The sequence below is a fragment of the Metapseudomonas boanensis genome (assembly GCF_018704125.1).
GTDB classification, from domain to species: Bacteria; Pseudomonadota; Gammaproteobacteria; order Pseudomonadales; family Pseudomonadaceae; genus Metapseudomonas; species Metapseudomonas boanensis.
Window position 1 is genome coordinate 1 of sequence record NZ_JAGTIS010000009.1, and the last position, 14,266, is coordinate 14,266.

Annotated in this window: 15 protein-coding genes; all 15 read left to right on the plus strand. The window is 66.6% G+C overall.

Annotation, left to right across the window (positions count from 1 at the left end; translation table 11 throughout):
- Positions 1-105: 105 nt before the first annotated feature.
- The 15 genes from tssA to madM all read left to right on the plus strand — a co-directional run bounded on the left by tssA (position 106) and on the right by madM (position 14,247).
- A complete protein-coding gene (tssA, locus tag J7302_RS16425) occupies positions 106-1,689 on the plus strand; it encodes a type VI secretion system protein TssA (protein ID WP_215377108.1) in 1,584 nt (527 codons plus the stop codon).
- A 28-nt stretch (positions 1,690-1,717) separates the two neighbouring features.
- The gene (tssF, locus tag J7302_RS16430) at positions 1,718-3,487 is read left to right on the plus strand and encodes a type VI secretion system baseplate subunit TssF (RefSeq protein WP_215377110.1); all 1,770 of its coding nucleotides are present in this window, start codon (positions 1,718-1,720) and stop codon (positions 3,485-3,487) included.
- Positions 3,451-4,545, plus strand: coding sequence for a type VI secretion system baseplate subunit TssG (tssG, locus tag J7302_RS16435; protein ID WP_215377112.1), 1,095 nt, complete (start codon positions 3,451-3,453; stop codon positions 4,543-4,545). The genes tssF and tssG overlap by 37 nt, the downstream gene beginning before the upstream one ends.
- Positions 4,526-5,062, plus strand: a complete 537-nt coding sequence (tssJ, locus tag J7302_RS16440; protein WP_215377115.1) for a type VI secretion system lipoprotein TssJ — start codon at positions 4,526-4,528, stop codon at positions 5,060-5,062. Before tssG ends, tssJ begins: the two co-directional genes overlap by 20 nt.
- Before the next feature lie 3 nt (positions 5,063-5,065).
- Positions 5,066-5,497 (plus strand): type VI secretion system baseplate subunit TssE, encoded by a 432-nt coding sequence (gene tssE / locus J7302_RS16445; RefSeq protein WP_215377117.1) that lies wholly within the window; start codon positions 5,066-5,068, stop codon positions 5,495-5,497.
- 30 nt (positions 5,498-5,527) lie between these two features.
- Complete coding sequence (locus J7302_RS16450) at positions 5,528-6,754, plus strand: type VI secretion system ImpA family N-terminal domain-containing protein (RefSeq protein ID WP_215377120.1); 1,227 nt, start codon at positions 5,528-5,530, stop codon at positions 6,752-6,754.
- Positions 6,755-6,946: 192 nt separating this feature from the next.
- On the plus strand, positions 6,947-8,623 hold the full coding sequence (mdcA, locus tag J7302_RS16455; RefSeq protein WP_215377122.1) for a malonate decarboxylase subunit alpha: 1,677 nt from the start codon (positions 6,947-6,949) through the stop codon (positions 8,621-8,623).
- Entirely contained in the window at positions 8,623-9,471 is an 849-nt protein-coding gene (locus tag J7302_RS16460; protein ID WP_215377124.1) for a triphosphoribosyl-dephospho-CoA synthase, read from the plus strand. Before mdcA ends, J7302_RS16460 begins: the two co-directional genes overlap by 1 nt.
- Positions 9,472-9,473: 2 nt before the next feature.
- Positions 9,474-9,791: a malonate decarboxylase subunit delta gene (locus J7302_RS16465; protein WP_215377126.1), complete on the plus strand. Its 318-nt coding sequence runs from the start codon at positions 9,474-9,476 to the stop codon at positions 9,789-9,791.
- Positions 9,784-10,638 carry a biotin-independent malonate decarboxylase subunit beta gene (locus tag J7302_RS16470; RefSeq protein ID WP_215377128.1) on the plus strand — a complete coding sequence of 285 codons (855 nt, stop codon included), beginning with the start codon at positions 9,784-9,786 and terminating at the stop codon, positions 10,636-10,638. The genes J7302_RS16465 and J7302_RS16470 overlap by 8 nt, the downstream gene beginning before the upstream one ends.
- A complete protein-coding gene (mdcE, locus tag J7302_RS16475) occupies positions 10,635-11,417 on the plus strand; it encodes a biotin-independent malonate decarboxylase subunit gamma (RefSeq protein WP_215377130.1) in 783 nt (260 codons plus the stop codon). Before J7302_RS16470 ends, mdcE begins: the two co-directional genes overlap by 4 nt.
- 59 nt (positions 11,418-11,476) lie before the next feature.
- Positions 11,477-12,097: a malonate decarboxylase holo-ACP synthase gene (locus J7302_RS16480; RefSeq protein WP_215377132.1), complete on the plus strand. Its 621-nt coding sequence runs from the start codon at positions 11,477-11,479 to the stop codon at positions 12,095-12,097.
- Entirely contained in the window at positions 12,094-13,014 is a 921-nt protein-coding gene (gene mdcH / locus J7302_RS16485; RefSeq protein WP_215377134.1) for a malonate decarboxylase subunit epsilon, read from the plus strand. Before J7302_RS16480 ends, mdcH begins: the two co-directional genes overlap by 4 nt.
- A 61-nt stretch (positions 13,015-13,075) precedes the next feature.
- Positions 13,076-13,477 (plus strand): malonate transporter subunit MadL, encoded by a 402-nt coding sequence (madL, locus tag J7302_RS16490; RefSeq protein WP_215377136.1) that lies wholly within the window; start codon positions 13,076-13,078, stop codon positions 13,475-13,477.
- Positions 13,478-13,482: 5 nt separating this feature from the next.
- The gene (madM, locus tag J7302_RS16495; RefSeq protein ID WP_215377138.1) at positions 13,483-14,247 is read left to right on the plus strand and encodes a malonate transporter subunit MadM; all 765 of its coding nucleotides are present in this window, start codon (positions 13,483-13,485) and stop codon (positions 14,245-14,247) included.
- Positions 14,248-14,266: the final 19 nt, after the last annotated feature.

Here is a 14,266-nt window from a genome sequence, read left to right on the forward strand (position 1 = left end):
CGGCCCCCTGGCGTTGCTGCGACTGCGTGGCTTCACGCTGCCGACGCAGATCTTTCTCGACCCCGGCGGCTCATCGATGCCGCTGGCGCAGTACGGAGATCGACCATGAGCCTGTCCGCACTCATCGGCAGCTGCCTGGGTCAGCGCGACGCACTGGCACTGGCCCGCGGCCAGGCGCCGGATTGGGAGGCCTGGTTGCGGCCGGTCAGCCAGGCGTCGGCGGTTGGCGAAGACCCCGGCTACGACGACGACTTCCAGCACATGCGCGAAGAGGTCAACAAGCTCTCGGGCGCCGATACCGAACGGGTCGCGCAGTTGGCCGAGAAGCTGATCAAACAGCGCTGCAAGGACCTGCGGGTGGCGACCTACTACCTCTGGGCGCGCATGCAGCGGGACGGCGAGGCGGGACTGGCCGACGGCCTGAGCCTCTTGGCCGCCCTACTGGGGCGTTTCGCCGACGACATCCTGCCGAGCCGGCCCAACAGTCGACGCATGGCGCTGGAGTGGCTGGCCAGCGGCAAGGTGCTGGACAGCCTGTCGCTCTATCCGGAGGTGGTGAAGGGCGAGGCGGAGCGGACCGTGGCGGCGCTGGCCTGGCTGGAGCAGGGCCTGGCCGCCTGGCCGGAGGACCAGCGACCAGCGCTGGGCGCGCTCTACGCCGCCCTGTCGAGCCGCTTGGCGCAGTCCGGCGGGGTCGACGCGCTGGTGCCGCAGAACAGCGCCGCCCATGAGGCGAGCCGGCAGAGCGCCACGCCGGTGGTCGCAACGATCAAGTCCGGGCGCGACCTGCTGGACGGCGGTCGTGCTCTGGCCGGCTACCTGCGCGAGCAGCCCCTGGGGTGGCTGGCGGCGCACCGGCTGATGAAGAGCCTGCGCTGGGACACGGTGCATCAGTTGCCGCCCACAGAGGCCAGCGGCAATACCCGGCTCACGCCGCCCCGCAGCGACTACCGGGCACAGCTCAAGCGCCTGCACCTGCAGCAGAGTTGGAGCGAGCTGCTCGATCAGGTCGAGCGTATCTACGGCGAAGGGGTGAATCATTTCTGGCTCGATCTGCAGTGGTACCTGTGCCAGGCACTGGACAAGCAGGGGGCACCCCAGGATGGCTGGGCCGATATCGTCAAGCGCGACCTGGGCATGTTCCTCGACCGCCTGCCGGGCCTGGAATCCCTGCGCTGGAGCGACGGCTCGCCGTTCGCCGACGAAACCACCCGCAACTGGATCGCCCAGCATGTCAGCGGCAATCAGTCGCCACAGTGGCTGCCCGCTGCCGCCGCGCCGACGTCGGTGGACGCCGACATTCTCGCCCTGGAAGGCAAGGCACTGGCGCAGGCCGACAGTGAGGGCGTGGAAGCGGCCATCGCTTGGCTCGCTGCCCAAACCGGCGTGCACAGCGGGCGCCAGCGTTGGCTGCTGCGCCTGCTGATGGCTCGGGTCGCCGAGCAGTGCGGCAAGACCGAACTGGCCATTCACCTCCTGGCGGAGCTGGAGGCCACGGCGCAGCGCCAGGCCCTGGCGGAGTGGGAGCCCGACCTGACCTTCGAGGTACAGGCCCGCCTGCTTAAGCTGCTGCGCCTGAAGTCCCAGCGCAGTGATGCCGACAAGCCCGCGCTCGGGCGTCGTAAGGAGGCCTTGCTGGCCGAATTGGTCAGCATCGATCCGGTGCGGGCCGCGGTGCTCTGTAGCTGAACCTCATTCAAGACAGGAAGCATGCTTTGTGGACATGGACAATCTGACGCTGCGTTACTTCGACGCGGAGATGCGTTATCTGCGCGAGGCCGGCCAGGAGTTCGCCGAGGCTTTTCCCGACCGGGCGGCACAACTCAACCTGGATCGCCCGGGGGCACGCGACCCCTACGTCGAGCGTCTTTTCGAAGGCTTCGCCTTCCTCATGGGGCGGCTGCGCGAGAAGCTCGACGACGATCTGCCCGAGTTGACCGAGGGCCTGGTCAGCCTGCTCTGGCCGCACTACCTGCGGACCATCCCGTCGCTGTCGATCATCGAGCTGGCGCCTGATCTGCAACAGATGAAGCGCAGCGAACGGGTCGAACGGGGACTCGAAGTGCTGTCGCAGCCGGTAGGGCCAAAGCGTACCCGCTGCCGCTACACCACGACCCGCGACCTGACCTTGCAGCCGCTGGCTGTGGAGTCTCTGCGGCTGGCCTACGAGCCGGATGGCCGTTCGTTGCTGCGCCTGCGCCTGGCTTGTGGTCCCCTGGCCGAATGGCCGCAGGTGGACCTGAGCCGCCTGCCGCTCTACCTAAATGCAGAGGCGCCGGTGGCCAGTGCCTTGCACCTGGCACTGACCCGCCAGGTGCATGACTTGTATGTGCGCCTGCCCGGCAACCCGGAGCGTGTGCCGCTGCAGGGGCATTTCGCAGCGGGCGGCTTCGCCGAGGATGACCGCCTCTGGCCCAAGGGCGACAGCGCCTTCAGCGGTTACCAGTTGCTCCTGGAGTACTTCAGCTTTCGCGAGAAGTTCATGTTCGTCACCCTGCACGGCCTGGAGCGGCTGAGCGTGCCGGAGGGGGCGCCCTGGATCGAGCTGGAGGTGTTGCTTGCCGAAGGCTGGTCCCACGACTTCGAGCCGCACGCCGAGCACATTCGCCTGCATGCCGTACCGGTGATCAACCTGTTCGCGCTGGAAGCCGACCCGCTGCGCCTGGACCCGTTGCAGAGCGACTACCTGCTGCGCCCCATGCGCTTGCAGGACGGCCACACGGAAATCTACTCGGTGGACCAGGTCACCGCTTCGAAGAATGCCGAGCGCGAGGACTATGTCCCGTTCACCAGCTTCCGCCACAAGGGCGGGATGCTGCGCGACGATGCTCCGGAGCGCTACTTCCACACACGCCTGAAGCGCGGCGCCAATGGCCTCCACGACACCTGGCTGATCCTCGGTGGCGAGGGGTTCGACGCCGACCGCCTGGTGGCCGACGAGAGCCTGTCGCTGCGGCTGACCGGCACCAATGGCCAACTGCCCCGCAAGGCGTTGCAGAGCACCCTGCTCGACAGCCTGGTGCAGTCCACCCAGGCCGGCCTGCGGGTGCGCAATCTGTGCGCGCCGACCTTGCCCTGTTATCCGCCGAATCGCGATCGCTTTCACTGGCGGGTGCTCAGTCACCTGGGTTCGAACTTCCTGCCCATGCTGGGCAACGCCGAGGTGCTGCGCGGCACCCTGGCGCTCTACGACTGGAGCGGCAGCGAGCTGAATCGCCGCCGCCTGGAGGCCATCGTCGACGTTCGTCACCACCTGATCCAGCGTTTCGAGAAGGGCTTCCTGCTGCGTGGCGTGGATATCGAAGTCACGCTGGATGCCAACGGCTTCTCCGGTGAAGGGGACATCAGTCTGTTCGGCGAAATGCTCAACCGCTTCTTCGCCCTCTACGCCGATGTTCACCTGTTCAACCAGCTCACGCTGATCCTTCAACCCACCGGAAAGTGCCTGCGATGGAACGAGAATCACAGTCAGCGTATTCCCGGCTGAACGCTAGCGGTCTGCTGCAAGCCCTGGAAGGGCGTGTCGCCGAAGCGAACCTCTACCGCTTCTGCCAGTTGCTGGAGCAGGCCCTTCCGGATCAGCCACCCCTGGGCAGCACTGCGCGCCCAGCGAATGACCCGGTACGCTTTCGCCCAGACCCTGGCATGGGGTTCCCCGCGGGCGAGCTGAAGGCCATCGTATTCGACGATAAGCGACCCTCGGGGCCGGCCACGGTCCGCACGCGCCTGCTGGGGCTGTACGGCGTGGACTCTCCGCTGCCAACCGCCTACCTGGACGACATTGCGCAGCGCCGCGAAGGGCATGAGGCCCTGGAGGCTTTCCTCGATATCTTCAATCACCGGATTTTCACCCAGCTCTATCGCATCTGGCGCAAATACTCCTACCCGGCGACCTTCGAGCCCGGCGGGACTGACGCGACCTCCCAGTGTCTGCTGGGGCTCATCGGCCTTGGGATTCCCGGTACCGCCTCGCATGTCGAGACGCCGATCTCGCGCTTTCTTGCGCTGCTCAGCGTCATGCGCCTGCCCACCCGCAATGCCGAGGGCGTGGCGGCGCTGGTGAAACTCCTGGCACCCCACTCAAGCGCCACCGTCACGCCGCACTGGCCGCAGCGGGTCGTGCTGGCGCAACCGACGAGCCTGTCGGTTTCCACACCGGTGAGTCTGTCGCAGGGCACGCCGCTGGGTCGTGTCGGCCGCGACGCCAACAGTCAGCTACGCCTGGCGCTGTTCACCGAGGATCAGCAGGAGGCGCTGGGCTGGCTGCCAGGTGCCCGCCTGCACAGCGATCTGCTGGTGCTGTTGCGGGTCTACCTCGGTTGGCGCTGCACGGCATGCCTGAAACTGTCCCTGCCAACGCACTGCCTGCCTCGCCCCGTACTGGGCGAGGCAACACTGCGGCTCGGCATGACCGGGCTGTTAGGGCTGGGTAGCAACCGGCGAGCGAACGAGCGGGACATCGTCACCATCAGGCTGGGTCGTTACCAGGGCCTGCAGAGCAATCCCCAGGAAAGAGAGGCACAGCATGTTGCGTACCGTTTTTAAGTCCTTGCTGCTAACCCTGCTAGTCGTTCTGGTGGGAGGGTGTGGCCTGTACCAGAGCGTTGGGGGCAGTTCGGCGAGCTTCGCCCGATCGATTTTCTACAAGCAGGTGAAGACCCTGCATCTGGACTTCAGTGGCCGCACCGCGATGAACACGGACACCCACGACATGTACGGACTGTCGGTGCCAACCCTGGTGCGCATCTATGTCCTGCGCGATGACCAGGCGTTCCGGAAGGCGTCTTACGACAGCCTGGTGGAGCATAGCCTTGAGGTCCTGGGCGCCGACCTGCTGGACGAACGAACCCTGGTGATCAGCCCCGACGAAGGGGCGCAACTCCGTGTGCCGCTGGACGAGGCTGCGCGGGTCGTTGCGGTGGCTGCGCTGTTCCGTCAGCCGGATACCGGAGCGGATAGCTGGCGCTTGGTGCTGACCCGCGATGATCTGGACCCGGACCAGGCGCGGGTGATCGAGTTGGCGGATAACCGCTTGAACATGCGCCCGCTGCCCGAGGATTGACCGATGACCGAGCAGGTACCTTCGCTCTACGAAACGCTGCTGCAGAATTTCACCGGAGAGCTGGAGCTGCACCAGGTGCGGGAGGAGGATCAGCTCATCCTCTCGGTGCTGGATAACCTCCAGCGCATTCTCGCCAGCCGCGCCGGTTCGCTCAGCCACCTGCCGGACTACGGCCTGCCGGACCTGGGCCAGATCCTCCAGGGACTGCCGGCGGCGGCCCATGGCCTGATCAGCACCCTGACCCACACCTTGCTCAAGTACGAGCCGCGGCTGGCGGAGCTGCAGGTCCGGCTGCTGCCGCAGTCGCAGCCGGGGCAACTGGAATACAGCCTCGAGGTCCAGTTGACGAGCGGGGAGCTGGCGGCTTTCGGCACCACCCTGGCACCGGCGAGCAAGGTGCTGATTCGCCACCTCAGGCGGCAGAACTATCTGTAAACAGGATTCGATGTAGGGGGAGTGAACACCATGAATGGACTCGTTGGGCGGGTTGGGGACGATTCGCGCGAGCACGGCGATCTTGCTGCGCTCTATGAGGAACTGGCGAAGTTGCACCATCCCGCCTGTCCGGATATCGACTGGCGCAAGGTCGAGCAGTGGTGCCGGGAGTTGCTTCGGGACAACGGCAGTGACCTGCAGATCGCCGCCTTTCTGGCGTTGGCGCTGGCCCAGCGATACGGCTTGCCGGGAATGGCCGAGGGCTTGACGCTGCTGAGCCAGCTGCTGTCGGCGGCGTGGGATCGATTGTGGCCCCGCAATGCGACGGAGCGCATGGACATCCTCGCCTGGTTGTTCGTGCAGCTCCAGCCGTTGCTGCGTGGGCTCGACATCGGTGAGCGGGACGCGCCGACGATCCGCAGCCTGGAGGTGGACCTGGGCTTTCTCCAGGAGCTGCTTGGCCGGCATCGGTTGCCCACGATGACGGCGATGCGGGCCTTTAACCAGCAGATCGAAATGCTTGCCGGTCGACTGGAGGGCTCGCCGGTGCCGCCGCCACGAAGCACCCGTGGGCATGGCAGCGAGGCGCCCGAGGCGCCACTCAGGGTGTTCATCTCGGTTCCCGAAGGGGCCCCGGGTGCACCGTGGGTCTATGTGGAGCGGCATCTGGCTGACTTGGCGCCGCGGCGTGGACGTCGTATCGCCTTCTGGGTGTTGTTGGGGTTCGTCGCGCTGATGCTGCCGAGTGTGCTGGGCTGGCACTACGGGCGGATCTCGCAGGAGGAGGCCCGGGTCGCGACCGAACCGATCCGGCTGGACAGCCTCCAGCTGTTCGGCTCCGGTAGCGCGGAGCTGAAGCCGGATTCGACCAAGCTGCTGATCAACGCACTGGCAAGCGTAAAGGCACAACCCGGCTGGGTGATCGTCATCACCGGACACTCCGATGCCACTGGCGACGAGCAACGCAACCTGGCGCTGGCGCAGGCCCGGGCCGAAGCGGTTCGCGACTGGATGAAAGCCATGGGCGACTTGCCCGACGACTGCTTCGCCGTTCGCGGCCATGGATCGGGACAGCCCATCGCGGACAACGCCACCGAGTCCGGACGCGCGGCCAACCGACGCGTCGACATCAGCCTGGTGCCGGAAGCAGGCGCCTGCAAGGCCCGTCACAGCGGTTCCCTCTCGGCTGTCTACGACTTCGGTGCGCTGGCCGGCAACGACCGCCTACACGCCGGTCTTGGTGCGCTACGTGGGTGAGCCTACAGGGGATGCCGAAGACAGCTTCGACAAGGCCTACTGAAGCTCCTCGGTAAACGCCCTCAACGGCTCGATCGGCGATGTAGAGGTATCGTTAACTTAATCGTAACGATCCGTCCCCGACCTTGATTGATGCCCCATCGGCCCTGCTTCTAAGGTGGCCTCCACGACAGCGGAACCCGTGGAGCCACCATGACAACAATATCCTCCCCCCCGCCCCAGTGGTCGCGTCGGCGTGCTGAGAAGCAGCGCCGCCTCGATCGGGTACGTAGCCTTGCCGATGGCGTGGTGCTGCCCAGCGAGCGGATCGTCGCCGCCCTCGAAGCCTTGATCGCCCCCGGCGATCGCGTAGTGCTCGAAGGCAACAACCAGAAGCAGGCGGACTTCCTTTCCCGCTCCCTGGCCAAGGCCGACTCCGGGCGGCTGCACGACCTGCACATGATCATGCCCAGCGTCAGCCGTGCCGAGCACCTGGACCTGTTCGAGCGCGGCATCGCCCGCAAGCTCGACTTCTCCTTCGCCGGTCCGCAGAGCCTGCGCATCGGCCAACTGCTGGAGGACGGCCTGCTGGAAGTGGGCGCCATCCACACCTATATCGAACTCTATTCGCGCCTGCTGGTGGACCTGATCCCCAACGTCGCGCTGGTGGCCGGCTTCATGGCCGACCGCGAGGGCAACATCTACACCGGCCCGAGCACCGAAGACACCCCGGCCCTGGTGGAGCCCACCGCCTTCAGCGACGGCATCGTTATCGTCCAGGTCAACGAGCTGGTGGATGACGTACGTGACCTGCCGCGCGTGGATATCCCGGCCTCCTGGGTCGACTTCGTGGTGGTCGCCGACAAGCCTTTCTACATCGAGCCACTGTTCACCCGCGACCCACGCCACATCAAGCCGGTGCACGTGCTGATGGCGATGATGGCGATCCGCGGCATCTACGAAAAACACCAGGTGCAGTCGCTGAACCACGGCATCGGCTTCAACACTGCCGCCATCGAGCTGATCCTGCCCACCTACGGCGAATCCCTGGGGCTCAAGGGCAAGATCTGCCGTAACTGGACCCTCAACCCGCACCCGACGCTGATCCCCGCCATCGAGACCGGCTGGGTGGAAAGCGTGCACTGCTTCGGCACCGAGCTGGGTATGGAGGGATACATCGCCCAGCGCCCGGACGTGTTCTTCACCGGACGCGACGGCTCGCTGCGTTCCAACCGCATGATGTGCCAACTGGCCGGGCAGTACGCGGTGGACCTGTTCATCGGCGCCACCCTGCAGGTGGATGGCGACGGCCACTCCTCCACCGTTACCCGTGGCCGCCTCGCTGGTTTCGGCGGTGCTCCGAACATGGGGCACGACCCGCGCGGTCGCCGCCACGCGACGCCGGCCTGGCTTGCCATGTGTCAACAAAAGGGGGGCGAGCCGATGACCATGCTCGAGCGCGGCAAAAAGCTGGTGGTGCAGATGGTGGAGACCTTCCAGGAGGGTGGCAAACCCACCTTCGTCGAGACACTCGATGCCGTCGACGTGGCGAAGAAGGCTGGCATGCCGCTGGCGCCGGTGATGATCTACGGCGATGACGTCACCCACCTGCTCACCGAGGAGGGCATCGCCTACCTCTACAAGGCCCGCAGCCAGGAGGAGCGCAGGGCGATGATCGCCGCCGTCGCCGGGGTTACCACCATCGGGCTGCGCCACGATCCGAAAGACACCCTGCGCATGCGCCGCGAAGGCCTGATCGCATTGCCGGAAGACCTCGGCATCCGTCGTACCCAAGCCTCGCGGGAGCTGCTGGCGGCGAAAAGCATCGCCGAACTGGTGGAGTGGTCCGGCGGCCTTTACAACCCCCCGGCCAAGTTCAGGAGCTGGTGATGAGTGCACTGATCGCACGCAATCCCGATTTGCCGCTGGTGGAGCGGCTGGCGGATCTGGCCGTGGATGCCCTGATCGATGAAGCCGACCTTTCGCCCAAGCCGGCGCTGGTGGATCGCCGTGGCGGCGGTGCCCACAGCGACTTGCACCTGGGGCTGATGCACGCTTCGGCGCTGGCGCTCTGGCCGTGCTTCAAGGCCATGGCCGAAGCCGCTCAAGTCCATGGCGAAATCGGCCAGCCACTGCGCGAAGCCCTCGGTCGCATCGGCCGTGAAGGCGAAGCAGCGATGCTGGCGACTACCTGCGGGGTGAATACTCATCGCGGCGCTATCTGGGCACTGGGGTTGCTGGTGGCCGCTGCCGCGCTCGCTCCGGACGACTCGGCCTCTGCCTTGGCCCTGCGTGCCGCGCGCATCGCCCTGTTCGACGACCGCGCCGCACCGCAAACCGACAGCCATGGCGCCCGGGTAGCCCGCCGCTTTGGCGTCCGAGGTGCCCGCGAGGAGGCGCAGCTGGGCTTCCCAGCGGTCCTTCAGCATGGGCTGCCGCAGCTGCAGCGCAGCCGCTCCGAGGGTGCGGGGGAGCAGAACGCTCGTCTCGACGCGCTGCTGGCAATCATGGCCACGCTTGCCGACACCTGCGTGCTCTGGCGCGCTGGCCTCGAAGGGCTCGCCGCCATGCAGCAGGGCGCCCGTGCCGTACTCGCCGCTGGCGGCAGTGCCAGCCTCGCCGGTCGCCGCCGACTGCGCGCACTGGACGCACATTTGCTGCAACTCAACGCTTCGCCGGGCGGTGCTGCTGACCTGCTGGCCGCCTGCCTGTTCATCGATTCGCTTGGGAGCCTGTGACCATGGAAACCCTGACCTTTCAATTTCCCGCCGGTCAGCCGGCCCGTGGCCGCGCCCTGGTGGGCTGCGTCGGCTCCGGCGACCTCGAGGTGCTGCTGGAGCCCGGCCAGGCCGGTACGCTCGCGATCCAGGTGGTGACTTCGGTGAACGGCAGCGGCCCACGCTGGCAGCAGCTGTTCCAGCGCTTGTTCGACGGCCAGGCGCTACCGGCCCTGAACATCGATGTCCACGACTTCGGCGCAACTCCCGGCGTGGTGCGCCTACGCCTGGAACAAGGGCTGGAGACCCTTTCTCTTCAAGGGGAGCGCGCCCATGACTGACATTGCACGTCTGCTCGAAGCTCGCAGCTTCGTCGAACTCAACGCCCGCCAGCGCGCCCGCGAATTGCTGGATGCCGAGACTTTCCGTGAACTGCTCGGTCCCTTCGATCGGGTCATGTCACCCTGGCTGGCGCAGCAGGGCATCGTGCCCCAGTCGGATGATGGCGTGGTGGTCGCCAAGGGGCATATCTCCGGTCAGCCAGTGGTGGTTGCCGCCATCGAAGGCGCCTTCCAGGGCGGCAGCATGGGCGAAGTGGGCGGCGCGAAGATCGCTGGGGCCCTGGAGCTGGCGGTGGAGGACAACCGCAGGGGCATCCCCACCTGCGCCGTGCTGCTGCTGGAGACCGGCGGCGTACGCCTGCAAGAGGCCAACCTGGGCCTGGCGGCCATCGCAGAGATCCAGGCGGCCATTGTCGAGTTGCGGCAGTTCCAGCCCGTGGTCGGCCTGATTGCCGGGTCGGTGGGCTGCTTCGGCGGCATGTCCATAGCTGCTGGTCTGTGCAGCCACCTGCTGGTGACCCGCGAGGCGCGCCTGGGTCTCAACGGCCCGCAGGTGATCGAGCAGGAAGCCGGCATCGAGGAATACGACTCCCGCGATCGTCCCTTCATCTGGAGCCTGACCGGTGGCGAGCAACGCCACGCCTGCAACCTGGCGGATGCCTTTGTAGCCGACGATGTCGCGAGCATCCGTGACGCCGTCCGTGGCCTGTTGGCTGCAGGCAACCGCGACTTACCGCCCAGTCGCCGGCATGCCTGGTTTCTCGAGCGCCTGGCGCACCTCGGTACCGACTGTGAACAACTGGACGCTGCCGCCGTGCGCGCCCTCTACCAAGGAGAACGCCCATGAGCCGTGGACTGAATTGGCTGCGCGGCCTGGCCGGCGGCAAGGAGCAGGCGGGTTTCCCCGCTTCGGTCAAAGTGATCGATGGCGAGTTGGGATGCCGTGCCGCACGCTTCATCGCCGTGGTCCCGGATGGCACGAACCCCTTCCCTCGAGCCCGTAATGGCGAGGTCGGCCTGCTCGAAGGTTGGGCTTTGGCCCAGGCTGTGGATGACGCCATCGAAGCCGACCGCGACGGCGACAAGCGCGTACTGGTCGCAGTGGTCGACGTGCCTAGCCAGGCTTACGGTCGTCGAGAGGAGGCCTTGGGGATTCACCAGGCCCTGGCCGGTGCGGTGGACGCGTACGCCCGTGCCCGCCTCGCCGGACATGCGGTGATCGGCCTGCTGGTGGGCAAGGCCATGTCCGGTGCCTTCCTCGCCCACGGCTACCAGGCCCAGCGCCTGATCGCTCTGGACGATGGCGGTGTGATGGTTCACGCCATGGGCAAGGACGCTGCCGCACGCATCACCCTGCGCAGCGTCGAAGACCTGGAGGTGCTTGCTGCCAAGGTGCCGCCCATGGCCTATGACCTTGAGAACTTCGCCTCCCTCGGGTTGCTTTGGGAGCGGGTGAAGGTAGACGCAGTGGAGCAGCCAGACGATGCGGACGTGGCAAGGGTGCGTGAGTGCCTGATGCGGGCGGTGGTGGACATCGGTTCGAGCACCGGTCTGGCTGGACGACTTGGTGCCCAGAACCGGGCGGCATCGTCGAAGGTCCGGGAGATGTTGCGGGCGCAGTGGTAGTCCTTGTTGGGCTGAGCTACGCGACGCCCAGCGCCCCCCGAAGCACCAAGGAGCAGCGAATGAACAAGACTCCAAAACCCCACGACCTGCTGTGGGGCTTCGCCCCAGACCAGTTGCCGGCCGACGCTCCGGCCTGGGCGCGCCTAGCGATGGCCAGTGGCCATCCGGTGGTGGTACGTCGTGCTCACTGCATTCCCGGTCAGGTAGCCGTAGGCATCCGTGGGACCACCCGCGACCAGCGCTATGGCACCTGCATGCCGCTCGCTGCCATCCAGTGCCGGATCACCCCTGAGCAACTGACGACACCCCCCGCGACCGGCACTTGGCCGGCCCTGCGCACCCTCGCCGAGATCAAGCCCCTGCTGGACGCAACCGGCCAACCCTGGGGCCCCACTGGCGGCGTCGGCTTCCAGCTGGCCACCGGCATAGCCGTGCTGCACGCCGCCAGCGACCTCGACCTGCTGCTGCGCGCGCCCAACCCCTTCAGCCGCCAGCAGGCCCGTGAGCTGTTGGCGGCACTGGCCGCTGCTTCCTGCCGCGTCGACCTGCAACTGGAAACCCCGGCCGGTGCGGTGGCGCTGCGCGAGTGGGCCGGCCCCTCGGCCCGTGTGCTGCTGAAATGCGCTGAAGGCGCGCGTCTGGTGCTGGACCCCTGGCAAGCGCTGGAGCGGGCCGCGTGAGCAGCTTGTTTGCCTTCCCCGGCCAGGGTGCGCAGCAGGCGGGCATGCTCCACCAGCTACCACCCGGAACCTCCGCCTGCCTGGAGGAAGCCAGCGATGTGCTGGGCGAGAACGTGCTGGCGCTGGACTCCGCCGAGGCGTTGCAGTCCACCCGCGCCGTGCAACTCTGCCTGCTGGTCGCGGGCGTGGCCTGTGCTCGGCTGCTGCTGCAACGTTGCCCGGCACCCGACTATGTGGCTGGGCTGTCCATCGGCGCCTACGCCGCCGCCGTGGTCTCCGGCTCCCTGGGCTTCGCCGATGCGGTGCGCCTTGTGGCCCTGCGTGGAGAGCTGATGCAGCGGGCTTACCCCGAGGGCTATGGCATGACCGCGATCACGGGCCTGGACCTTGGGACGGTGGAACACCTGATTGCGGAAGCTGAAGGCCCGGTGTTTCTCGCCAACATCAACGCCGACACCCAGCTGGTGATTGCCGGTAGCGACGCGGCCATGGCCAAGGTGGCTGCTCGTGCGCGGGCTATCGGTGCTGGTGCAGTGAAGCGTCTGGCCGTCAGCGTGCCGTCCCACTGCGCCTTGCTGGAGGTGCCGGCCTGCGAGCTTGCCGAAGCCTTTGCCAGTGTCGAGCTGTGTGCGCCCCAGCTGCGTTACCTCAGCGGCAGCAGTGCGCGGCCCATCGTGGACCCGCAGCGCTTGCGCGACGATCTCGCTTTCAACATGTGTCGCGTCATCGACTGGCATGGCACCTTGCGCACGGCCTATGAGCGCGGTGTCCGGTTGCATATCGAACTACCGCCCGGCGCCGTACTCAGCGGCCTGGCGCGGCGGGTGTTCGAACAAGGTACGGTGATTGCCTTCCAGGGCGCCCGTCTGGATACGCTGGACGCCGTGCTGCGTCAGGAGGTAAGCCGGACCCGCTGACCGCTGTGCACTTCGAAGGACAAGAACAAGCAACTTCGACCCCAATGCGAGGACAACAACAATGATTATCTACGGTGTGGCTTTTCTGGCCCTTTGCACCCTGGCAGGCCTGTTCATCGGCGAACTGCTGGGCAAACTCCTGGGCGTACCAGCCAACGTCGGTGGCGTCGGTATCGCCATGCTGCTGCTGATATTCGTCGGCAGCTACTTGCACAAGCGCGGCCTGATGGGCGCCAAGTCCGAACAGGGCGTGGAGTTCTGGAGCGCCATCTACATTCCCATCGTCGTCGCCATGGCGGCGCAGCAGAACGTGCTCGGTGCACTGTCCGGCGGGCCCATGGCAATCCTTGCCGGCATTGCCGCCGTGGTGCTGGGCTTTGCCATGGTCCCGGTGCTCGACCGCCTCGGGCAAAAGAAGCCTTCGGCGGCCACCGCTGAATCCCTGAATCCGGCTCAACGGTGACCGCCATGTACGAATCGATGATGAAAGTGATCAGCGGCTACGGCTTGATCAGCGGATTCGCCGTGATTGGCGTGACCATGTGGTTGTCTTACTGGCTCTCCGACAAGCTCACTCGCGGTCGGCTGCACGGCTCGGCCATCGCCATTTTTCTCGGTCTGGTGCTCTCCTATGTCGGCGGGGTAATGACAGGCGGGCAGAAGGGCCTGGTGGACATCCCGCTGCTGTCCGGCATTGGCCTGCTCGGCGGCGCGATGCTGCGTGACTTCGCCATCGTCGCCACGGCCTTCGGGGTGAATATCGAAGAGCTCAAGCGCGCTGGTGTGTCGGGGGTGATCTCACTGTTCGTCGGCATTGGCACCTCGTTCATCGCCGGTGTCGGGGTGGCCATGGCCTTCGGTTATACCGATGCGGTGAGCCTCACGACCATCGGTGCCGGCGCGGTGACCTACATCGTCGGCCCGGTTACAGGCGCGGCGATTGGCGCCAGTTCCGAGGTGATCGCACTGTCCATCGCCGCCGGCCTGGTGAAGGCCATCCTGGTGATGGTGGTGACGCCCTTCGTGGCCCCGCTGGTGGGCCTGAACAACCCGCGCACGGCGGTGATCTTCGGTGGCCTGATGGGAACCTCCAGCGGCGTGGCGGGTGGCCTGGCGGCTACTGATCCTGCGCTGGTGCCGTACGGCTGTCTCACCGCGGCGTTCTACACCGCCCTGGGCTGCCTGCTCGGGCCGTCCCTGCTGTTCTTCGCCATGCGCGGCCTGGTCGGCTGAAGCAGCCGCGCAATCCCTT

Bases quoted from the DNA above. Each gene is read 5' to 3' on its own strand.
- tssA (WP_215377108.1), top strand. From the start codon at position 106: ATGAGCCTGTCCGCACTCATCGGCAGCTGCCTGGGTCAGCGCGACGCA.
- tssG (WP_215377112.1), top strand. From the start codon at position 3,451: ATGGAACGAGAATCACAGTCAGCGTATTCCCGGCTGAACGCTAGCGGT.
- tssJ (WP_215377115.1), top strand. From the start codon at position 4,526: ATGTTGCGTACCGTTTTTAAGTCCTTGCTGCTAACCCTGCTAGTCGTT.
- tssE (WP_215377117.1), top strand. From the start codon at position 5,066: ATGACCGAGCAGGTACCTTCGCTCTACGAAACGCTGCTGCAGAATTTC.
- J7302_RS16450 (WP_215377120.1), top strand. From the start codon at position 5,528: ATGAATGGACTCGTTGGGCGGGTTGGGGACGATTCGCGCGAGCACGGC.
- mdcA (WP_215377122.1), top strand. From the start codon at position 6,947: ATGACAACAATATCCTCCCCCCCGCCCCAGTGGTCGCGTCGGCGTGCT.
- J7302_RS16460 (WP_215377124.1), top strand. From the start codon at position 8,623: ATGAGTGCACTGATCGCACGCAATCCCGATTTGCCGCTGGTGGAGCGG.
- J7302_RS16465 (WP_215377126.1), top strand. From the start codon at position 9,474: ATGGAAACCCTGACCTTTCAATTTCCCGCCGGTCAGCCGGCCCGTGGC.
- J7302_RS16470 (WP_215377128.1), top strand. From the start codon at position 9,784: ATGACTGACATTGCACGTCTGCTCGAAGCTCGCAGCTTCGTCGAACTC.
- mdcE (WP_215377130.1), top strand. From the start codon at position 10,635: ATGAGCCGTGGACTGAATTGGCTGCGCGGCCTGGCCGGCGGCAAGGAG.
- J7302_RS16480 (WP_215377132.1), top strand. From the start codon at position 11,477: ATGAACAAGACTCCAAAACCCCACGACCTGCTGTGGGGCTTCGCCCCA.
- madL (WP_215377136.1), top strand. From the start codon at position 13,076: ATGATTATCTACGGTGTGGCTTTTCTGGCCCTTTGCACCCTGGCAGGC.
- madM (WP_215377138.1), top strand. From the start codon at position 13,483: ATGTACGAATCGATGATGAAAGTGATCAGCGGCTACGGCTTGATCAGC.